We start from the raw sequence: 20,514 nt of genomic DNA on the forward strand, positions 1-20,514 counted from the left end.
GCAGTTACCTCATGCAGCTTCGCCATAGTCATGTTCAAGCGGAAATGCTTTAAAGCTGACTGATGCGCAGCTCAGCTTTACAAGACTCCTCTCAAACAGAGTTCTTATCGCCTTTATGTCCAAATCTGAAAGTTCCTTTATCCTGGAATCTCTGCCCGTCTTCATAAACACGGCACTTCCCACAAGGTAGTTTCCAAACTCCGTATATACTATGGCTTTGCTTGAAAATACCATTGCATAATCATCACAAAGCGAATATGCCAATCCATCATCACCCAGAGCCTCCAGCATCCTATCCAACTCTCGGGTACTCACTGTACGAAAATTACTATCCGTTCCTACCACAAGAGCCATTGGATTACTGATATCGCTCTTTATTTTTCTTGTGTTCCCCGGAAACTGGATTATCTTGTCATTGACCGGATCCAGCTCTATCTGTATTTTTAGCTCTTCCATCTTTAAGCCGCCTTTCTTGAATTTCTGTGTTCGTCCAAGATCTTAGCCATGCATGGATAGCAGAATGGTTTTCCTGTTCCATATGAACAAGGCGTTTTACAATTCTGCGGCTTGATCCCTCCCTGCGGAATTGGATTCAAATCCCTGCAGCTAAACCTTGAACAGTTCAGCGCTTTTCGCTCCTGAGCCTTCCTTTTGTTGGCTCTCTGACGTTCTCTGCCTTTACTCATCCTCTTCTCTCCCCGTTCTTAGAAAATGTCTTTAAAAACAGCGCCAGGCTTAGTGTGCACATCAGCCCGGCGCCGTTATCTTATTCCCATATTAGTGAATGGTTTTATCAGAGTGCTGCTTCACCCTTTGTCTTAGTGCCGATCTCAGCAGCATCCTTGTGAGGTGTCTTTGCCGCCTCATCCTTGGCTGCCTTAAGGTCTCCAAGAAGTGACTTTTTCTCAGAAGCTTCGTGGATCTTTGTCTCCTTTTCAGCCTGACGCTCTACAAACTTCTCACCAAGCTCAAATACCTTGTCCTGAGCATCGTAGTGATATACGTTGTCTGTGAGCTGGTCTGCAGGATCCACAGTTGTGGCATTTACCTCTTTTACCATGTTCTCAAGGCTCTTGAGGTCAAAGTTGCCATTGTCAGGGATGATCAAAAGCTCATGGATAGAGCTGGGCAAAATGAAGAAGCTCTGACCTCCAACTCTTTCAGAAGCCTTGTCCATGAAATCCTCATAAGCCAGAACTCCGGCTCCGTGAACGTTTCCTTCTACAGATGCAACAAACATCTGCTCCTGTTCAGGTGGAATGTTAAGACCAAGCATCTCAAGGTCCTCAACTCCCATCTGCTTAGCAAGTACTTCTGCCATTCCCTCGATAACGAGAGGTCTGATCTCAGGAGCATTCTTCACGGCATCTTCATGGAGCTGGTCTGCAGTGATTCCGTAATTATCAATCATCTGATTTGTCACAAGGATTGTTCCTGTGCCCTGGGCTGTATCTCCGATCACGAAGCGATAAACCACTGACATGTCCTCAATATCCTTATGAGGAACAGTCTCAAGCAGGTCCGCATTTCTGTCTTTGGAAACAACCTCCATGGCAAGTGAATCCTTCATCTTGCTGTAATCACTGAATGCATCCACATCAAACTCAGGTCTGGACTTAAGAGCGTTGTCCGCCATATCAGCAGCTCCCTCTACAATAGAATCGTAAGATCTTCCGTCCTCATACTCCTTGTAAAGAGCTGTTGCGTTAAGATTTACTCCGATGATGCTGTCCTCCGGCTTTACAGTGATTGCCTCGTAGGTCTCGTTCATCTTATCTACAGTTCTGGTCTCTACCAGTGTGTCTCCACCGTTTCTTGCATCAAGCGCTTCCTTAACGTCCCTTACCAGATTCTCTTTAAATGTTTCAAAATCCATGTTGTTTTCCTCTCTCTTTTCAATAATTATTGACACGAAAAAAGCACCGGTCATGACGCATTCATCACAACACAGTGCCGGAACAAAAAACATATTCTTTTGCAAAAGAAAACGCCTCGTGGTTCGGACTTCATTTCTGTAATCCGTATCACTTGGCGCATTATAATAATATCATGCCTGAAATCGATTGAAAAGTGACGAGAGGGGTAAACTTGGGGTAATATCAGGGTAAACTTGGGGTAAAGTTGAGGTAAACTTTTCAAAATTTTTTCACCTATCTTCCATAATCCAAGAAATAGAATTTCAATTACGATAATTTTTTATTCAAAACCTCTTTACATTACTTTTTCATTTTGATAAATTGTTACCTGCGTCAATTCACAGGCGCGGTTATTACAATCGTAATAATCTTCATTCCACTTTTATTACAGTATACAGACGCACGCTATTACTGTGCGCAAGAAAGGAATTTTTATGTTTACATTCGAAGATCTGCAGGCAATGCAGTACACCTATTTTGTACCCTATTCAAAACACAACCTTAAGTCAGGCAGAATCAATTATGATCCCATGCAGCAGTACTTCACTGTTCTGTCTAAAGAAGGCAAGAGCATGGAGCTTCAATCCAACAATACCGGTCACTGCTGGAAGCTTGTATATGAATATGGCGGCTACACCTTTTACCACAAGCATCATATCGAAGAGGAATACCACTACCAGACTGATCTTGGCACTCTATACGATACTATCCTCTACATTGTTGGCCACGACGAATACCAGATGAGAAACCGGAATACCATCAGCGTTGATGAGGAAAAAAGAAGCGATTCATACTTCTGGAGACTGATTGATACTTATGGAATTGTGGCATAAAGAAAGGCTCCAATAGATTCACATCCATTGAAGCCCTATTATACTAAGTATTATTATCGTCCAAACAATTCATTAAACTCTGGCAATACCCCAAGCTTTTCTTCCAAAAGAGCTGCTCCCTTTCTAGAACAAGCACACTCCTTTATATATGCATATTCTTCGCCATGTCCTGAAAAGATATTATCTGGAAGTTCAACTTCCTTATCTTTGTCTTTTTCATCATAATTCTTGACTATATCGACAAAAGCTTTAAGTGGGACATCATCTTCTAGGAACATCAAAGCCCGCATCACAGAATTTGCCAGTCCAAAATACTCCATATTATTTTTCGTATCTTTAAGTGTTTCTATCCCTGCTTGCATAATGTCTGCAACATCTTCCATATCCTCTACATTTGAATTAGCCTTATCTTGAGATTCACTGTATCTATTCTCAAAGATTTCGCTCAATTTTTCATTACGTTTTTCTATTACAGAACGAAAAGCAGCAGTGTAATGCTCTGCATCCAGATCAGAAAATTCAGCATTTTCAAGCCCTTCATAGAACTTTATGAACAAGTCTTTCCACATATTCTTTTCATTATTGTATCTTTCATCTTCTGTATCTCCAGCCTCTTTGAAGTATTGATAAGTCTCGCTAATACGCTCAAGGATTTCTTTACTTGTTCTCATCTACGTCTCCTTTAATGATGGAGGGCGGGATTTAATCCCCCCTCCTAGGCAACTGATACAGGCCAATGTTAGGAGTCGCCCGAATCAGTTCACTATCAACTAATAGATAATAATGAAAACTATCAAAAACAGTTTCAGCAATACTCTCTCGATTACAGTATAGCGTTGCTTTCTTTCAAATCCGTAACCATTTCCTAAAAAAAATATAAATATCAAAAGTAACTTAATGTCTCCTGAAAGCCTTTGCAACCAATAATTTATGAAGCTATTGCCTTAATTACTCCAGCCACTCCGCCAATAACACCACCGATAACAGCGCCAACTATCATTCCAGGGATTCCAAGTAAATCACCGCCTATATCACAGCCCGTGTCCATACCTTCGCCAAGACAGTCTACAACAATATCTCCAAAATCCTTTTTCAGACTTTCAGAATATTTGACATCCTCATTGTAGGCCCAATTAGCGCTATCATTGTTTAGATTTTCAGCGATAGTCAGCCTCTTTGCCTTTGGCGCCGCCTTTACAATGTGGTAGAGAAGCTTTGTAAGATTGTAAGGCTTTCTCTGAACTCCATTCTCTGAATATCCTGCGCAGTAACATACAGGCTTAAGGTCAAGACCAGTGTTTTCTTTGATTCTTGCTCTGACAGACGCTGCCTTTTTCTTCAAAAACGTTTCAAGTACATCATCCGGCTTGTTATTCTCAGAATCCCAATGTGTGCCCTTCATAGCTATATCTGACTGGTTCAATGCGATTACAATTTTCTTACTTGCCAGGTCTCCAAATTCAGGAATGAGGATATCATTTATGATAGTGTAGTAGTTTCCAAGATCCTTTGAAGATGCATCTACAACCATGATTACCAAATCAATAAGCTGCTCACCTTCAGAATCTTTTTCCTGAAGTTTCAGGAGAATCTCATCAGCTATTTCCTGATCCTTATCAACTCCATCACCTAAGCCAGGTGTATCCCAAACGGTAAGATTATCAAGCTGGAACTCTGTAACCTTTCTTGTCTCCGGATCAACGCCCTCGCCCACCTTTGCTACACTCATATCAAAGAGTGCATTTACTGTAGAGCTCTTACCGCTGCCAGTTGCACCTACAAGCATTACATTCAGCTGTTGATTCTTAAGCTTAGCCAGCTTCTTTAACTTTCTCTTCTTTGCTTCATCTGATATATCCATTGATTTGATTTCTTCCTCTATCAGTGAATATATGCTCTTTTTAGTTTCTGTAGTGGATGTGCCACTTGTAGTTGAAGTAGTAGCCATCTCTTCTGAATTCATGTTCTCCGTATTCATGATTCCCTCCTCGTTATAATCTTGCAAGCACTTCTTTTCAGTGATTATCGTGCTTTAACTGTGTTTCATATATGAAGGATAACAAACAAGGCAGACAGAATTAGTCCACACAAAATAGATTTTTTGTACCTCATTAAACCTTATTAAGCATATGAAATCTTCCTACCCTTCCTCGCTACTGAAACAGTCTTATTCCGTCCGAGCCAAAACGATTTCCATAAATCCTCGACTTGAGAAGACTCCTTCAATCCCGTTTTGCACCACAACGCGAAATGCTCGCAATTATTAAACGCAAGATTATACTTAGTTTCACCAATTCTTGATTTTGCTCTCTCAACCGTTTCCTTTGCAGAATAAAGATGATATCCCTTCAAATTCCTCATAGCCGCTTTCAATCCCGGAATAAGATTCACTGTTTCATATGCATTCCTATTATCAATATCATTGAGATTTACACATTCATGTACAGGATCTGAACCGTCCTCAGGGAAATGTATAATTTCATAACACGTATCTGTCTTAAGAAATTCTGAAAAATCTGCCTTATGTATATTACAAGCTCCAGCTATTCCATCTTTTTCTTCTTGCGCAAAGTGTATGACTTTACCGTATCCTATATAAACAGCATAGTGTGAGTAAATACCGCCATACCTCTGAACTGCTAATATATCGCCTTTTTTGCATCCCTTCCAAGGTTTTATTACTTTTTCCAAGATATTAACCATTTCTTCGTGTGATCCCCACGCAACTCTGATACCATTTCCGTTAATTATTCTTGAATGGCCTGTAATACTGTTTCTTTGAAGTTTTATACCTTTATTTGACTGCACAGTTTCCCAAAAAATTTCTTTGTCCATGACTTTCAAAGGCAAATTCAAATTCAGTCTTTTGCCTCCATTCCCATGTTCAAGCAAGCTTTCATATATCATAAGCATCCCTCACCATGTATCTAAACAATTTATATGTATCTATAGTCAGAGTAACAAACCCCAAAGACACATTTTGTCTATTTCCAATCACTTCAAAAAAAGAGAATGGCACTTAGCCATCCTCCTTTTTGTACATATTCATCAACTCTGCACAACCTTGATAATTCAGCTTATAATAGTCAGCTTTAGACAATAAATTGACATAACAGGTTTCATACATTAATTCAATGTTGCATATAAGCGGCCTATTGTAATATATAGAGCACATAGAATCTTCCAAATAAATGCACGTTCCATCACCTCTATCGTACTCTCTTAGTGCTTCAATATGGTCAATATGTCTGCAGCATTCTCCACACTTTAAGCACCTAAACTCTGTTTTATCATTCTTTTTCATCATCTTTTTTATTCAAAGCTTCTGAAATATCAGATGCAACCACCTCAGATTCTTTCGTAAGATCCCCTTCTTCTGTCAATATTGGAGTATCCAAGACTGCCTTTATAGTACCCGCAACAGATGCAGCTGCTGCAACTGCCTTCTTAGACTCCATAGTGTATTCTTTATAATCCGTGCCCTCTTCTTCAACTATACTTTCCATTTTAAATATAAGTGGTAAGTAATAAGAATCTAAGCGAGTCAACAGATTATAGAACATGTATGTTCTTCTTCGTATTGCATCACACTGTACTGAAGCAGTACTTAATTGTTCACATATTTCATCTGCCTTTGCACTATTAGCATATGCATTGTCCAAGTTTGCGCTTGCTTTAGCACCTGTTATAAAGCCCATAACCAAAAGTGCTGGCCCCGCAACTAATCCACCTAATACAGCTGTTCCGCCAGCTATTCCAAGTCCACCAGCGGCCAATGATCCGCCCCCGAAAAATGCGAGTGTAGCATTTGTAGCTGCAGCCCCACTTAGTGAAGCAATAGCCGTGCCCGTGGATGCAGTAGCAAACGTTGTAGCTGCACCATAAGCTCCAAAAGCAGCCATAGCTCCACCGGCTGCACCAGCAACACTTCCTCCGACAAAGGATGCTGCAAAATTCTCCATTTGCCTCAAATCAGTAAAGGTCTTTTGATCAATATGAAGCTTATTAAGCTCGCTCAGTCCTTCTGATTCAGCAAAATCAACATTCTTTATTTTTTCAAATGATTCCAGAAATTCTTTTATACTATTATTCAGAACAAACAGCTTCAGTTCTCCTAATTTATCCAAAGAGACTCCAACAGCTTTCCTTTCAGCATCAAGTCGCTCTTTAGCGTCTTCTATGCGTTCATTTGCTCTCTCATTAATGCTTTTTGCATTAGAATTATCCATGCCAGCTTTAATTGTTTTTCCAATTCCAAGTGCTCCTGTAGCAGCCGCAGCTCCAATAAATAAAAGTGGTAATGGCATATTAGCAACCTCCTTTACAGTGTAATAAGCTCTTTCATGCTATTATTGATTACTCCTCGGCGATCCTCCAATTCGTTTACAATAGCCTCAATTGCAGCATACGGTTTTGAAGTGCCTTTTATCCATTTAATCTCATTATCTATTGCAAATATAGCTTTTATTGTATTTTCCATTTCAAGAAAAACACTTTTATCAACATTCATTCTTCTAACAACATACTTTACAAGCTTTCTCTCCTCGCTTGTATACTTTCCATCACTAAACGCAATTGTAAGCAGGTTCCAAACAACAACTCTGTTGCTAACTTTAGATGAGAAGAAATCAAATGAAGATGATGAACCAGAATTATCAATCGCATTGCTTACTCCTTCTTGAACTACATCGTAGTATTCATCTTCATCAATAACTTTTTTCAACTGTTCCTGACATTCAGACACTATTTTCTCTTTATAATCACTAAAAGAAGCATCCATTTCATTCGCTATTGCATCAAACTTTCCCTCTTCAGCCTGGCAAACCTCTCCATCCACCGCCATTAAATAATAAATAATTTTAATAGCATCCTCCTTCGATATCTTTACATTTTCTGACATATAATACCTCCTTTAAAGTTTAAGTGGTGTGTCCGACCCCATTAAGTCATCAAATTCATCAAAAGTGCTAAACTGAACCTCCTTCCCAAGTATCCTTTGTATTTCAACATTTCCCTTTATAAATCCATCTACATCATTTTCAATAATTGCCTTGTCCATCATGCCAAAGCCTTCATTAAATGTTTGTATATTTTCAGACAAGTATTTTTCGACCATACTATTCATTTCTTCCCTATACTGTCTGATGAGCTTTATGGCCTCCTCACATTCGGCCTCAATTATTATCCTATTCTCATGAGCTAGTTTTGCGTCTTTTAAAGAAGACGATAATTCTTGATAAACAGCCACAGCCGCTGCATATCCAAATGTAGCACCTGCTATACCTCCAATTACGCCAAGAATTGCTGGGGCTGTACTTGGAACCACCGCTATTCCAATAGATGAGAACATACATGCTCCGATCTCGCCAACTCCATTCTCGCCCAGCTCTTCTATGCACTCAGAGCCATCTATCTCCCCTGAGATATACCTTTTCATTGTTTTCCCTACAGAAATTGTAGTCGTCACAAGTCCTGATGCGAGATTAGTTTTTGCTAAACTTCTTACGTATGAAGACCCCGCATTCTGCATCATTCCCTTAACTGTAGAACCTACAAAAGCTGTTGCATAACTAGTCGCAGCCCCTTTCCCCGTATCCAAAACCACGCTTTGAGCAGCCTCGCCTGGATCCTTTTCACCTTTTGCACATGCAACGACATTTTTAATAATTGAGATTGACCCACCTATAGCTGCTCCATACTTTGCTTGTTCCACTCCAGCTTTATGGGATATTTTGACAATATCTTTTGCCGTTGACAATTCAGGATGAAGCCTCGCCTCTATAGCTTCTTCTCGAGTAACTCCTGACTTTCTGAGATTCTTTTTGATTTTCTCATACTTTTCTATTTGTTCCCGCTTAGCATTTGCTAGATCCGAATTTCCCTTTTTTTCGGCGTTTTCAAGCTGCTTTTTTAATGAATCTATTCTTTGATCAATGATTCCTTTACTACCATTAACCCCCATCAGGGCTTCATAGTCATCATCTGCAATATCTAAAAAGGCATCAGCGTCGAGGTACTTTTGATATTTTTTACTATTAAGCTTATCTAGTAGTGCATCTGGAGAAGCGCCCACAAATTTCATCTGTGCGCCACTACCAGCAATTATTGATCCATTCTCGTCAACGTCAACTAAATCATAGAGCGGATCATTTACACTTCCCAAATCATCTGTTCTAGATGATCTGACGTTTTCTTTGTTGATTATCCTGTCTGCATTTTTTCGCGCATTAGCCTTTATCTCCGCAGAAAAACCGGCTTGCTGCTTTATATTTTGGGTTTCATAATCAGGATTGACATTATACTCTGATATTTCCTTCAACCCTTTAGTGAGTTTCTTTCCCACCTCATTATCAACTCCTGAATAAGCAACGAAATGCTGCTTATTCGCATTACCAAAACGTTGTACCGTTTCAGCCGCTGCACCTTCAATAACAGACCTCTCTAATCCTTCTTGCAGTCTTTTGTTTTCTTTTGTGTTATCACTTTCTTTTGACACGGCAGCACCTTCTCTCATTTGCGATATTACAATGTTGTTCAGAAATCAAAACTGAATATCAGCCTATTACATTTACCATCTCCCCTTGACTTCTAATCCACATATCTATTCCATTTCCAAAGACCTCCGCCGAAATAATATATTTTCCTCCATCTTCAGATATTATCTTTGCAGTAGGTAGTCTATCCAAGATGGCTTCAACAGATTTACCAGTATATTCAAACTTAAGCCGCCTAAGTTTTCCACCATACATAAACTGCACCCTTTTTCTAAACTCTCCTTCCTCAAATCTAGTTCTATAAGGAACAGTGAAGTGCTCATCCAATATCTTTAAATTCTTAATCTTGTCTAGTCTATATATAGTCGGATACATATCATCTGGCTCAGCAAAAACGCTCTTATCGAAATCGTGAAGATTACCCACTAGATAAAAATAGTACTCGGAAAACATAATTGCGTACGGTTCAAGTGTTCTATGTTTAACTGTATGCCCTTCTACCCCCATATAATCAAATTGCACCAACCGCTTTTCATTTGTTGCAACCCCAAGGTTCCACATTTTATCTAGGAAATGTTTATTATGTCTAGGAGCTACATAATGGAATTTTTCATTGCTGATAAGATCATTAACCATCTTCTGATTCTTCTTTGGCACGCAACAATCCAAAAGCTTATCAAGAATCATGTTCATATCATCTTTTCTGAATGCCCTACTATCCAGAAGAATTTTGCAAATCGCCAAGACCTCATCATTGGTGAACTTCATCTTATTAGTCTGCTCAAGCCTAAATCCTTTCTGTTTAGCATCGTAAATAAGATCATTTTCCACGCCAGTTTCAATTGTACTTTCCTCGATAAAGCTGCGGATATCCGCAAGATCACGCTGAATAGACCTAGCATCAACACCATATTTCTCAGCCATCTCAGCCTTGTTAATGACCTTTCCATTAACAAGTTCCGTGTAGATGCTTAAAATTCGTCTCTCTTTACCAGTATCAGCTTTACTCATCGGTCACCTCTCTATTTCAACCAAGTTTACTGTACCAAAATCGGTAGACGTAATATGTCTGTATCAACGTGTTTATGAAATATTTAGAATTCAGCTTTTTCAGGCTATATCTGAAAAAGCGCCTATGTCTATTCTATCATTTACTAATTATCCGCTTGTAAAATATCTGTAAACTTCTAATAAACATTTTGTCTATCAAGACAAAATCCGTCTATAAAAAAGAGACGCTATGATTTCAAATAGCGTCCCTCAAAAATTACATATAAAAAACATCTCCTCTGGCTTTGAACGGCAACCTACATCCCTGAGGAAGAATAAACGCATGGTCTCTCTTAATATCAAGATGTTCCTCGATCTCTCCATCAGTGATTATAAGTATTGGTCCATCCTTTGGAAAATCCTTAGCATTCTGAAGAAGTGAAACACCTGGCTGAAGCCTTGTACCACCCCTCCCGACAACCTTTACTCTTCCAGCAATCTCATCTGGTGTCATAAATCCCGCATCATAGGCATTAGCATCACAGAACACAACTCTTGCAGCCATTACATCTCTGGAAGAAGCATAGCTAGCTATTGCTCCAAGTGCTTTCCCAATTTCAGAAGGGCTCATGGATCCTGAAGTATCTATCACAACTCCAAATGTACGAGACTTGAGATCTGACTCAAGAACAGTATATCTAGGCCTGGGAATGTCTGGTGTGCTGCTCTGCCTCCTACTTGGATGAGCATAGCTTCTATGCTTCTCAAGTGGTCTGATATGTGCATTGAACCACTCAGCCAGTTTTACATCCCACGGAATGGGCGGCACAGCCAGCGCTCGTATTTCTTCAGCAAGCCCCGCAGGAATAAAGCCTCTTCCTCTCCTCATTTCCTCATATTCAAGCCCTTGAGAAAGAGCATTCCTATAAAACTCATCCAAAGATACTCCTCTTGATGCAGATGCTCTCATTCTACCAAGAATATCGCCTTTACCATTTCCTCTAAAAGTATTCTGCTTCAGATATGTCCTCATATCTCCAACAATAAGATCATAAACTTCCTCTGCAGACTTATTCTTAAGACTAACGTCATACAGAACATCTGCAGGCATAACTCCCACTTTCATCTCATATAACCAGCCGTTAATTACATAGTCTGTTGCAATATTCCATAAATAGTGGTCACGACCCTCACACCTCTGGTGATGCATAAGTGCCGCATGAAGGAATTCATGTGCGAGAACAAACTTCCACTCTTCCTCTGACAAATGAGCAGATGGGTTAATATATATTTCTCCTTCCCACGCATCCACTGCAGCAACTCTTATATCATTTTCATGACAGATACTTATATCCTCAACGATTTTAAATGATGCTGCCAAGGCTCCCAGCAGAGGGAAACAATTAACAAACCATTCTGCAGCTCTTTTGCCTACACTGTAACCTGTATTATCATCTTCAAGCCCTGATGCTCTAAACACTGCTCCTCTCACAGCACATGCAATAGTCACCGCAAAATCTGCCGTATATTCATTTCTGGTCTGACGGCCCCATCTATCAATTTTGTATTCAATTGGCTTTTCAAGCCCTACCATATCCATTGAATCAGATGACGCCACTCCGTACAAATGGTTATCTTCATCCCATCCTTCTCTAACCAGATAATCATATATTTTTAATTCATCAGTCATAATGCTCTGTGGAATCATTCCAACCGGTGATGGCCCTATAGGATCTCCAAACTTCACATCATGTAGAAACTTATCTACATAGATGTCGCAGGCAATATTCCAAAGCTTAGGATTGAATGATGCTTTCTTTACTTTATTTCCCTCAAAGTCTTCTTCATAATAGCCAGGCACCTTTTCAAGGTCATAATGCCCGAAGCAATTATGGAGCAGACAGTGAGCTATAGCATAAGCCCACTGTCTAGGACTCAGAGCACACTCTTTATTTATCAAAACTTCACCATTTGAATATGAGCATGCTGCAGTCTTTTTTCCTAACTTCTCTCTCCCACAAATCCCAACCTGACGATAAGCAAACAAACCAAAAATCTTACTGCTTGTTACGATATCGTATCCAGCTCGGAGTTGCTTTTCATTTTGACTTATCTTTTTCTCAAGCTGTTTTGCCATTATCCTTTTTCTCCTGTGCTACAAGCCTTGGGAGATCTCTTACTATTTCAATCATGAACCAGTCAGGAAGCACCTTGCCGTCTTCATCAGAAACAACCATCTGTGCAAGTTCATAGTTTATCTTTGCAAGATCCTTTATAAGAGCCTTTGCTCTGTGTGCAAGATACTGTGTTTCCTTGTCAAGCGCGGTCTTCTGATCAGGAAAATCATGGAGGAGCTGTGCCCTGAAAGACTGAGCAAGAAAATAAAGTACATCCCTGTCCTCAGGCTTTTCAGGCCATCTTGCTTCCCCCTTGATAATATCTGAAAGAAGGTATCTATTGCTCATCTGCTTAATGAAAGCAGCAAACATTCCGGCATGTGATGCTGAAATGCTGCCATATGCAAGCATTCTTACTGTTGAGTCTGAAATCTCCTTTTCGCCTGCACCAAATTCTTTAAGTGCATCGCTCAGCATATGCCATGATCTTGGTGTTGAAAATGGTTCCTCTGTCTTTGGAGGCTCTGAGAAAAGATGATCCGGTCTCTGGTTAATATAGTCAGTAACCCAAGGATGGATTCCATTCTCATAAGCCCATGAAAGCCAGTTCTTTACATCAGGCTTAAGCTGAACATGAAACATTCTGTTAATAAGCGCACTGGACATTGTCTTAACTATTGCAGAGTCCTGTGTTCGGTTTCCAGCTCCGATAACAATGCTGCCCTCAGGAAGGTGATATTCTCCAATCCTTCTCTCATAGATAAGGCTGTAAAATGCTTTCTGTACTTCCTGTGAGCATGCATTGAGCTCATCAAGAAAGAGTACATATGGCTCCTTCCTTGCAATCATTTTAGGTGGAAGGAATTCAGATGTGTCGCCTTTTATCTGTGGAATGCCGATTATGTCCTCAGGCGCTAGTTGGCTACCAAGAAGTGATATACATTCAAGTCCCACTTCCACGGCAAACTCTTCTACAAGAGCAGACTTTCCGATTCCAGGTGCGCCCCATATAAAAACTGGGCGGCTTGGTGCTATGTTAAGCAATATGTCCAGTAATTCTGATTGATTAACTGTTACTGGTAAATTCATAAAGTATCTTTCTCCTCTTTTTCTTTTGCGAAGGTTAGGTTAAACTCTTCACCTTCATAAATACGTATAGGGTTTCCACGCACTATCTGTGCATGTTTGCTCCAGGCATCGTTTTTCTGCCTGTCCTTACTTGTTACATTCATTTCTTTAAGCACTGTAGAGAGCTTTTTCAGAGCATCCTGCTTATTTGCGAACTGAGAACGTTCTCTTGTAGACGAAACAGTGATTCCTGTAGGCAGATGTATGATTCTTACGCCTGTCTCTACTTTATTTACATTCTGTCCACCAGGACCACCACTATGGAACTTCTCTATTCTTATCACATCAGTAGTGAGTTTTTCGCCGATTTCTTCTACTTCAGGGATTATACTCACGTCAACAAACCAGTTTTTTCGTTTATGTCCCGGCCTGTACTTGCTCTTACATGTCCACTGTATTGTCCCTTCAAGCTCTGAAAGATCCCGCTCTGATGAAAATATTATTGATGAAAACGCTCCTTCTACCTCTCCTTTCACTGACGTTATCATCTCGATATCAGAAAATTCTCTTTCCAATGCCTTATATATTCCTCCGACTGCGGCCCTGCATTCAACGGGTCCCATTCCGGAGCTTATCTGTAGTATCATTCTTCTTTTTCCTCTTCTTTTTAGCTATACTCTCGTTAATCTTTTTGATTTGTCCTCTTGTCTTTGTAGTATCATGCTCGTTTAGTTCAAGCTTTTTCTTTTTAGGAAATACCTTGGGAGCCTCAGGCTTTCTGGCTGCCTCATACAGTTCCTTCTGTCTGTGAAGTGATGGATCATAAAACATAAATCCATAGCAGTATGCAGCTTTATAGCTGTGAAATAAGCGTGTTGAAAGCTCATATGTCAGAAAGATATCATAAGGTGGATATTCTCCACATTTTATGAATTCCAACTCCAGATTTCTATCTGCAAGCTTTCTGAGATTCTCATAACCAGAAAGAAAAGCAAATTTATCCATTGCCACAATCCATGTGTCAAACTGGTCTTTTTCGTATCCTACGCAAGTCTTTTCGCGCTTATCCATTACTTTGTAATAATTATCCTTGTATTCCTGTGCAAATAAATCGATTCTATCCCTGTCATAATAAAACTCGTATGATTCCGGTGGCATCTTGCTGATCATCTGTCTGTATTTTTTCCAATCCGCAGTATGCAAACCTGACTTATTGCAGGTAAATACCACATCATGTCTATAATCCCAGAACTTCTCATAGAGCTTCTCGTTCTTTTTGATAGGAAAATAAACTATTTTCATCTCATCAAAAGTCAGTATGGCACAGGTATACATGAGTGCATATAAAGCTCTCCTGTCTCCAATAAGCTCATTACCCCAATCAAGTCCAATAGTGTTCCATTGCAAAACATCTATATCCCGTGGGACAAGAATGGTATGCTCTGCTTTTCCCAAGCGGCAATGATACTTATCAAACTTTATTTTCAAGCATTGCCTCCTTTGTAGTTATAAACAGGCTTAAGGATTCTACTAATCTCTACAGTATCCTTTACTGCTTCCTTGATGTAATCCACTCCCCTGTAGGCAAAAGGTGCCTCATCCAATGTATCCTTACTAATGCAACTAGAGTAAATTCCCTTCATTGAAGCCTTAAACTCAGATACTGTATGAGTATTAACAGTCTCATCTCTTGATGTAATTCTTCCGGATCCATGAGGTGCTGAATTGTTCCATTCTGCATTTCCTTTACCTCTTCCAAGAATTACACCATCTCTCATGTTGATAGGGATTATCACATCTTCGTTTTCCTTGGCAGAGATAGCTCCTTTTCTTAGAATTGGAACAATCTCGCTAAAATCAACATAGTTATGAATGCAAGTGATTACTTCCTTCTCCTTCCATTTCATACTCTTTATGATTTCTGAAGCAATAACCTTGCGGTTTAGCTCAGCGTACTCCTGAACTACAGAAAGATCATTGAGATAATCCTCCATAAGCTGACCTGAAAGATATGTCATTTCGTATGGCACATCTGTAATCCCTTGTTCTTTAAGCACCTTCTGACCGGCAGCCATGTAGTATTCAGCAACTTCTTTTCCAAGATGTCTGCTACCGGTGTGGATAATCATGTATGTTTCCTTGCTATCATCCTGATCAAGCTCGATAAAGTGGTTACCACCGCCAAGTGTACCAATGCTTAAAAGAGCCTTATCACTGCGGATGTGCTTATAGCAACAGAGCCTACTAAGATCAATATCCGCATCCCTATGCACTGTGTTTCTCACCTTGAAGCCAACAGGAACGTTATCTCTTATAACTGTGTCGAGCTTCTGGTAATCGTTGCGGATCTTGCCAACTTTCACTGCCAGCATCCCACATCCAATGTCGATGCCCACAAGTGAAGGAAGGATTCTCTCTCCGATAGTCATGGTAAGTCCAATAGGTCCTACCTTTCCGGGATGTACATCAGGCATTACTCGGATCACAGAGTCCTCGGATGCCTTGTTATCGCAAATCATCTGCACCTGAGCAAGGGCATACTGGTCTACATCTGAACCTTCCAGTTCTTGGTCGCACATAATATGTGCTTCTGTAAATATTCCTTTTATTGGTATCAAAATAAAACCTCCGTAGAAGTGCCATGTGCATTTTGAGCGCACAAAAAACACCTCTTGAATCTTCAGAGGCTTACATCTGTCCTACCATTCCTTTAATCAATGAAAATCTGATTGAATAATCAGTAAAATAGACGGCGGACAATCATGCCTCTGTCATATGTAAAGTTAATAGTTGCAAAAGTCGTCATGTGTTTCATGATCGTCCTCCTTTCTGCTCCTCATGAGCAAGTTGAATTTCTTTGTTACATTTAGCAGTATATCACATTGATTGGACAAATCTAGTCTAGCCTATAAATCTTTTTTATTTTTTTGCAAAATCCTCATAGAATGTCCTTCAAATCCTGTACAAAAACGTCTTTCTTTCGGATTTCCACATACAAAGCAGTTACAGCCTCTTTGTCCAAAAGCTCAGAATACTCATTCAAATTTATAGCCTCTGCAATGCGCCTAAAATCTTGATTCGAATAAGTCTTATCCTTATTTAGTGGCCTATTTCCAACTACATCATATACATTAGTTACCATCCTGCCGAAATGCTTACTTGCAACCACTTCACGCGGCAGCATCAGTATTTCACCAGCAACTATCCTTCTTATAATCCTAGCAGCACATTCTCGCTTTATCACCGCAACATTGTTATTTCTTTCATAAATCTTTTCTATGAATGATCTTAGGTATATTTCTTTGGCATCATCTTCATCTTTAGCAAAAACATCAAAAACACTGTCCACTTCTGAACCAAGATTATCCCCATCAAAATAAATCTCATCATCATTAATACGGTGTTCGATAACATCAGTAAAGCATACGACATAATTCCTCAGCATTTCACCTGCCCTCTACATAACTAGGAAGATATTACGTCATGTCTTGTCCCCAAAATGGATAAGTTCTACAACTGCTACATCATATAGATGAGCCTCAATATAAACATCTACAAATAATTCTGGTGTCAAAACATCCCACACAGCATCGTAATCTACATTTTTGATAATTGCCTCTGTCCTAGACGCTTCTGTATCCACCATATCCGTTTCATCAACGCTATAATACTCACCATCAATGACAATCTCTATATCATAAGAAAAGTCTTTAAGAACAGAATTATTATCTAGGCATTTCATTTTTCCATTTTTATATATACTAGATACAATCTCTCTAATGCATGCCTTTTTCAAGTCTGACGGTGAAGAAAAATAGAATTGTTTTGCTTTCGCAGATAGAAACGCTTCAACAGCCTCTTTTCTGCTCTTGGCCCTTATCTTATACATATTTGAATCGCGATCTCCGGCATACTCGTATGATTCTTCACCTGCAAAGCCGTTAAGATATGCATACCAGCATACAGCATATACTTTTCTTGAGTCATTATTATCATGATAATTCCTCATAGCCTCTTTAAATATATGCTCCACAGAATTGGTCTTGTGACTATCCATTAAATAACCTCTCATGCTGACAGGGACATTATTTCATCAATAATCTTCAATTCTTCAGCTTCTTTTGCAGAAAAATATGTATCCCTCTTTTTCTCTCGTATGTTTAAAAGGTCATCCTTAGTCAAACTAGTACGTTCAACTACAAAGCTCTCTATCATTTCATTAAGATGGTCAGTCTGCTCCCTGTCATCAACCAAATCCTGATACTTTCCTGAGCGCCAGCAGTAGATCTGATGATACATTAAAGTCGCATGCGGACTCATATATCGCTTATGCCCAGATAAAAATATGATAAATGCAGCACTCATAGCATATCCTGTACAATATGTATGGACCGGTGTCTTTGAGCCCATGATGGTGTCTACCAAAAGCCACATATCATAGACGCTGCCGCCAAAGGAATTGAAATATACCTTTATAGGTTTTCTCTTAAAATCCTTTTCCTTATCATCTTTTTCATCATCTTCATGGTTTATCATGGAGATATCATAGGCAATATCAGCGCAATTTCTTGCATTTATCTCACCAAATAGATAGAAGATTCTATCATCCCTTGATGAAAAAATAGCTCTTTTAGCCACCTTATCATCTGTGTTATCACCATCCCAATCACAATAGTCTAACCCTTTATTTGTCTGCATTCTTTTCCCTTTCTGAATCAAGTTCACTAATATTCATTACTGTTACCTTTTTTGTTATGTACTTGGGCAACCAAAACTTAAGCATTCCTGGAAATCCTCTTCGTTCTGGATTAGTAATCTTTAAATCCATCTTTCCTGTCATCTTTGCCACAACCTAATCTCCTTTACAGTTTTTCAGCGACTTTGCGCATTTCCTCACGCCATTCCTCAACTTTTTTACCACCAGTAAACCACTGTTTATCATATTTAGGATGAAGAATATGCAGCCATTCTTCTTTTGCTCTTTCAAACATCTCCGGTGAGCCATTGGCCTTAATATACAATAAGCACTGTCTTACCCATACGATGGCCGCTTCTTTAATAAAAAAAGGTACTCGGACAATGATTTCATCCCTTTCCTTCTCAATGGCTTCGATCTCCATCAATGCAGAACGCTTCCACTTTCTAACATCCACATAAATATAATCTTCATCTAAGTCATTCACCAAATGGGCTTCTAGATCCTCTTCACACTTCTCAGTTGTACACTTCACGGTTAGTACATATAAAACCTTGTATTCCATGGCATGTTTCCTTTCTTGTGGATTCATATTACAAAATACGCAAGACAGAATTCGTCCATGTAATAAAAAAAGACGTGACTTTATTATCACGTCCCTTTTGCTGTAGTTTTAATATATTGTGGGCGTTCATATAGCCACTCCGATGCCGTATCATCTATAATATCGTCCTCTTCCATCAATCTATCACCATCAATCAAATAGTCTTCCGTTAAAGTTCCAATTGATGAAAGCAAAGATTCCGCCAGTAGTGCCTGTTCATCATCCTCCCAATCCCAAAAGCTATAATAAGCCCAGTTCAAAAAATATTTTGCTAAAACAATACTTTTATCAATCCCTTCGCCATAAAACAAGCATTTTCCTAGCTTACAAGAATTGCTACCCTCCTCATAATAATCCATGCCGCCTGTCGTAAAGGCCCTTCTATAACAGTAGACAGCCCATTCTTTCTTCTTATCTACGTAGAGGCCATCGTAGTACATATCGCCTAGTCTTTGCCAAGCAAGGCCTTTTTCTCTTCCATAAACTATTGTATTAACATATCCAACATACGCAGATTTTGTATAGAGTTCTGAACGGTCTCCGCTCTTGTATATTTCTTCCGCAATTTCAAATGCACCAATTATTTCATCATCAATATTTCTAAGCATTTCATATGATGTAGGTCCAGGATTGGCATTATAATACCCAAATGCAATCGACATCAGATAGTATTCCCGAGCCTTATCCAGATTCTTTTCACACCCACGTCCGTCGTAATAGCATTTCCCCAAATACTTTATGCTTCCGATATGACCAACTTTCTCAAGTTCTTTAAACATTTCAAAAGCTTTTGTTCTCTGCCCTAAGATATCTGAATCAAAACGTTTGACTGCTCGCAGAAAGTAGTCATCATACGTACTCTTTAGCTTCACAAGCCTCACCTCATTACTTATTATTTACTGTGTAATCATAGTATTTATCCATTATCTCTATAAGATCAGGCTTAAGTCTTTTCTTCCCTTCAAGAAGCACTTCCTCTGGTATACCATAGAACGCCTCTGCCATTCCGCCAGCAATACAAGCCAAGGTATCTGTATCTCCACCTAGAGACACAGCGTTTCTTAGACAATCCTCGTAATCAGTTGACTCCAAAAATGAAATTATAGCTTCTGGTACGCTTCCTTGACACGTTGCATTGAATTCATAGCCCGGTCTAATATCATTACAACTTCGTGATAGATCATAGTGGAATTCTTTTTCTATATATTCTCTGATTTTCTTCTTAGTCGCATTATTCCGAGCCATCCATATTACAGAGGCCGTAGCCTCAGCTCCCTTAATACCCTCAGGATGATTATGCGTAACCACTGCAGACCACTTTGCAACATTTCTAGTCCTTTCTATAGAGTCAAACATCCATCCTACTGGTGAAACCCTCATAGCAGATCCATTACCAAAACTACCATATGGTTGTGGATTCTTACTTAAAATCCATCTGTAGAATAATCCTCCATAGCCGGCATCAATGTACTCAAGTCCCCATTTCTGCATTGATTCAACAAATGCTTTTTCATAAGTGGTCTCATCTGATTCTTTGCCGCAATACAATAATGCTTCAGCAATTGCTATCGTCATAACAGTATCATCTGTAAAACTAGCGTACTTGCTAAATAGTTCAAAGTTCTTATTTCGTTCCCAATGTGCAAATTCATATGGAGATCCAATGATATCTCCTAATATTGCTCCGTACATAATTGCCTCCCGAATTATCACTCTCCGTCATGCCTACAAATATCGTAGTATTCGCAAGTAAGACAGCACTGCTTACAGCCTCTTTTATTTGATAATAGACAGTT

At 39.4% G+C, this 20,514-nt stretch carries 23 protein-coding genes; 1 reads left to right on the top strand and 22 read right to left on the bottom strand.

Annotated features, from left to right (window positions below):
• Positions 1-9: 9 nt before the first annotated feature.
• From G596_RS0112660 to G596_RS0112670, 3 genes are all read right to left on the bottom strand, one after another.
• Positions 10-456: a hypothetical protein gene (locus G596_RS0112660; protein ID WP_022762215.1), complete on the bottom strand. Its 447-nt coding sequence runs from the start codon at positions 454-456 to the stop codon at positions 10-12.
• A 2-nt stretch (positions 457-458) separates the two neighbouring features.
• Positions 459-686, bottom strand: a complete 228-nt coding sequence (locus G596_RS0112665) for a hypothetical protein (protein WP_022762216.1) — start codon at positions 684-686, stop codon at positions 459-461.
• Positions 687-793: 107 nt separating this feature from the next.
• Entirely contained in the window at positions 794-1,981 is a 1,188-nt protein-coding gene (locus G596_RS0112670) for a DUF5688 family protein (protein ID WP_242829192.1), read from the bottom strand.
• Between the two features lie 369 nt (positions 1,982-2,350).
• On the opposite strand from G596_RS0112670, the gene G596_RS0112675 reads away from it, so the two are divergent.
• Positions 2,351-2,749, top strand: coding sequence for a hypothetical protein (locus tag G596_RS0112675; RefSeq protein WP_022762218.1), 399 nt, complete (start codon positions 2,351-2,353; stop codon positions 2,747-2,749).
• Positions 2,750-2,802: 53 nt separating this feature from the next.
• On the opposite strand, the gene G596_RS0112680 is transcribed toward G596_RS0112675, so the two are convergent.
• From G596_RS0112680 to G596_RS0112780, 19 genes are all read right to left on the bottom strand, one after another.
• Complete coding sequence (locus G596_RS0112680) at positions 2,803-3,420, bottom strand: hypothetical protein (protein ID WP_022762219.1); 618 nt, start codon at positions 3,418-3,420, stop codon at positions 2,803-2,805.
• Positions 3,421-3,677: 257 nt separating this feature from the next.
• On the bottom strand, positions 3,678-4,727 hold the full coding sequence (locus G596_RS0112685) for a GTPase family protein (protein ID WP_022762220.1): 1,050 nt from the start codon (positions 4,725-4,727) through the stop codon (positions 3,678-3,680).
• Positions 4,728-4,870: 143 nt separating this feature from the next.
• A complete protein-coding gene (locus G596_RS0112690) occupies positions 4,871-5,656 on the bottom strand; it encodes a lecithin retinol acyltransferase family protein (protein WP_022762221.1) in 786 nt (261 codons plus the stop codon).
• Positions 5,657-6,039: 383 nt separating this feature from the next.
• Positions 6,040-7,056: a hypothetical protein gene (locus G596_RS0112705; protein WP_022762224.1), complete on the bottom strand. Its 1,017-nt coding sequence runs from the start codon at positions 7,054-7,056 to the stop codon at positions 6,040-6,042.
• 14 nt (positions 7,057-7,070) lie between these two features.
• Positions 7,071-7,649 carry a TerB family tellurite resistance protein gene (locus G596_RS0112710; RefSeq protein WP_022762225.1) on the bottom strand — a complete coding sequence of 193 codons (579 nt, stop codon included), beginning with the start codon at positions 7,647-7,649 and terminating at the stop codon, positions 7,071-7,073.
• 12 nt (positions 7,650-7,661) lie between these two features.
• The gene (locus tag G596_RS0112715; protein ID WP_044928614.1) at positions 7,662-9,263 is read right to left on the bottom strand and encodes a hypothetical protein; all 1,602 of its coding nucleotides are present in this window, start codon (positions 9,261-9,263) and stop codon (positions 7,662-7,664) included.
• A 40-nt stretch (positions 9,264-9,303) separates the two neighbouring features.
• Positions 9,304-10,254, bottom strand: coding sequence for a helix-turn-helix transcriptional regulator (locus tag G596_RS0112720; protein WP_022762227.1), 951 nt, complete (start codon positions 10,252-10,254; stop codon positions 9,304-9,306).
• Between the two features lie 256 nt (positions 10,255-10,510).
• Positions 10,511-12,370, bottom strand: a complete 1,860-nt coding sequence (locus G596_RS0112725) for a vWA domain-containing protein (protein WP_022762228.1) — start codon at positions 12,368-12,370, stop codon at positions 10,511-10,513.
• Positions 12,354-13,439 (bottom strand): AAA family ATPase, encoded by a 1,086-nt coding sequence (locus G596_RS0112730; RefSeq protein ID WP_022762229.1) that lies wholly within the window; start codon positions 13,437-13,439, stop codon positions 12,354-12,356. The genes G596_RS0112725 and G596_RS0112730 overlap by 17 nt, the downstream gene beginning before the upstream one ends.
• A complete protein-coding gene (prfH, locus tag G596_RS0112735) occupies positions 13,436-14,065 on the bottom strand; it encodes a peptide chain release factor H (protein WP_022762230.1) in 630 nt (209 codons plus the stop codon). Before prfH ends, G596_RS0112730 begins: the two co-directional genes overlap by 4 nt.
• Positions 14,028-14,906: a hypothetical protein gene (locus G596_RS0112740; protein WP_022762231.1), complete on the bottom strand. Its 879-nt coding sequence runs from the start codon at positions 14,904-14,906 to the stop codon at positions 14,028-14,030. Before G596_RS0112740 ends, prfH begins: the two co-directional genes overlap by 38 nt.
• Positions 14,903-15,997, bottom strand: coding sequence for an RNA-splicing ligase RtcB (locus G596_RS0112745; protein ID WP_026671324.1), 1,095 nt, complete (start codon positions 15,995-15,997; stop codon positions 14,903-14,905). The genes G596_RS0112740 and G596_RS0112745 overlap by 4 nt, the downstream gene beginning before the upstream one ends.
• Positions 15,998-16,356: 359 nt before the next feature.
• Positions 16,357-16,863, bottom strand: a complete 507-nt coding sequence (locus G596_RS0112750; RefSeq protein ID WP_022762233.1) for a hypothetical protein — start codon at positions 16,861-16,863, stop codon at positions 16,357-16,359.
• 36 nt (positions 16,864-16,899) lie between these two features.
• On the bottom strand, positions 16,900-17,490 hold the full coding sequence (locus tag G596_RS0112755; protein WP_155829270.1) for a hypothetical protein: 591 nt from the start codon (positions 17,488-17,490) through the stop codon (positions 16,900-16,902).
• Positions 17,487-18,116 carry a ClpP family protease gene (locus G596_RS0112760; protein ID WP_022762235.1) on the bottom strand — a complete coding sequence of 210 codons (630 nt, stop codon included), beginning with the start codon at positions 18,114-18,116 and terminating at the stop codon, positions 17,487-17,489. The genes G596_RS0112755 and G596_RS0112760 overlap by 4 nt, the downstream gene beginning before the upstream one ends.
• Entirely contained in the window at positions 18,103-18,267 is a 165-nt protein-coding gene (locus G596_RS24925) for a hypothetical protein (RefSeq protein WP_022762236.1), read from the bottom strand. Before G596_RS24925 ends, G596_RS0112760 begins: the two co-directional genes overlap by 14 nt.
• 13 nt (positions 18,268-18,280) lie before the next feature.
• Complete coding sequence (locus tag G596_RS0112770) at positions 18,281-18,679, bottom strand: hypothetical protein (protein WP_022762237.1); 399 nt, start codon at positions 18,677-18,679, stop codon at positions 18,281-18,283.
• Between the two features lie 86 nt (positions 18,680-18,765).
• Positions 18,766-19,590, bottom strand: coding sequence for a tetratricopeptide repeat protein (locus G596_RS0112775; protein ID WP_026671325.1), 825 nt, complete (start codon positions 19,588-19,590; stop codon positions 18,766-18,768).
• 13 nt (positions 19,591-19,603) lie between these two features.
• Positions 19,604-20,410 carry an ADP-ribosylglycohydrolase family protein gene (locus G596_RS0112780; protein WP_044928616.1) on the bottom strand — a complete coding sequence of 269 codons (807 nt, stop codon included), beginning with the start codon at positions 20,408-20,410 and terminating at the stop codon, positions 19,604-19,606.
• Positions 20,411-20,514 lie beyond the last annotated feature (104 nt).

Origin of the sequence: Butyrivibrio sp. AD3002 (genome assembly GCF_000420905.1) — a bacterium.
Taxonomy (GTDB): Bacteria; Bacillota; Clostridia; order Lachnospirales; family Lachnospiraceae; genus Butyrivibrio.

Excerpts from the sequence above, each read along its gene's own strand:
- G596_RS0112750 (WP_022762233.1), bottom strand. The coding sequence starts at position 16,863 with ATGCTGAGGAATTATGTCGTATGCTTTACTGATGTTATCGAACACCGT.
- G596_RS0112690 (WP_022762221.1), bottom strand. The coding sequence starts at position 5,656 with ATGATATATGAAAGCTTGCTTGAACATGGGAATGGAGGCAAAAGACTG.
- G596_RS0112675 (WP_022762218.1), top strand. The coding sequence starts at position 2,351 with ATGTTTACATTCGAAGATCTGCAGGCAATGCAGTACACCTATTTTGTA.
- G596_RS0112680 (WP_022762219.1), bottom strand. The coding sequence starts at position 3,420 with ATGAGAACAAGTAAAGAAATCCTTGAGCGTATTAGCGAGACTTATCAA.
- prfH (WP_022762230.1), bottom strand. The coding sequence starts at position 14,065 with ATGATACTACAGATAAGCTCCGGAATGGGACCCGTTGAATGCAGGGCC.
- G596_RS0112770 (WP_022762237.1), bottom strand. The coding sequence starts at position 18,679 with ATGGAATACAAGGTTTTATATGTACTAACCGTGAAGTGTACAACTGAG.
- G596_RS0112755 (WP_155829270.1), bottom strand. The coding sequence starts at position 17,490 with ATGAGAGGTTATTTAATGGATAGTCACAAGACCAATTCTGTGGAGCAT.
- G596_RS0112730 (WP_022762229.1), bottom strand. The coding sequence starts at position 13,439 with ATGAATTTACCAGTAACAGTTAATCAATCAGAATTACTGGACATATTG.
- G596_RS0112715 (WP_044928614.1), bottom strand. The coding sequence starts at position 9,263 with ATGAGAGAAGGTGCTGCCGTGTCAAAAGAAAGTGATAACACAAAAGAA.
- G596_RS0112710 (WP_022762225.1), bottom strand. The coding sequence starts at position 7,649 with ATGTCAGAAAATGTAAAGATATCGAAGGAGGATGCTATTAAAATTATT.
- G596_RS0112660 (WP_022762215.1), bottom strand. The coding sequence starts at position 456 with ATGGAAGAGCTAAAAATACAGATAGAGCTGGATCCGGTCAATGACAAG.
- G596_RS0112720 (WP_022762227.1), bottom strand. The coding sequence starts at position 10,254 with ATGAGTAAAGCTGATACTGGTAAAGAGAGACGAATTTTAAGCATCTAC.
- G596_RS0112705 (WP_022762224.1), bottom strand. The coding sequence starts at position 7,056 with ATGCCATTACCACTTTTATTTATTGGAGCTGCGGCTGCTACAGGAGCA.
- G596_RS0112665 (WP_022762216.1), bottom strand. The coding sequence starts at position 686 with ATGAGTAAAGGCAGAGAACGTCAGAGAGCCAACAAAAGGAAGGCTCAG.
- G596_RS0112685 (WP_022762220.1), bottom strand. The coding sequence starts at position 4,727 with ATGAATACGGAGAACATGAATTCAGAAGAGATGGCTACTACTTCAACT.
- G596_RS0112725 (WP_022762228.1), bottom strand. The coding sequence starts at position 12,370 with ATGGCAAAACAGCTTGAGAAAAAGATAAGTCAAAATGAAAAGCAACTC.
- G596_RS0112745 (WP_026671324.1), bottom strand. The coding sequence starts at position 15,997 with ATGTGCGACCAAGAACTGGAAGGTTCAGATGTAGACCAGTATGCCCTT.
- G596_RS0112760 (WP_022762235.1), bottom strand. The coding sequence starts at position 18,116 with ATGCAGACAAATAAAGGGTTAGACTATTGTGATTGGGATGGTGATAAC.
- G596_RS0112780 (WP_044928616.1), bottom strand. The coding sequence starts at position 20,410 with ATGTACGGAGCAATATTAGGAGATATCATTGGATCTCCATATGAATTT.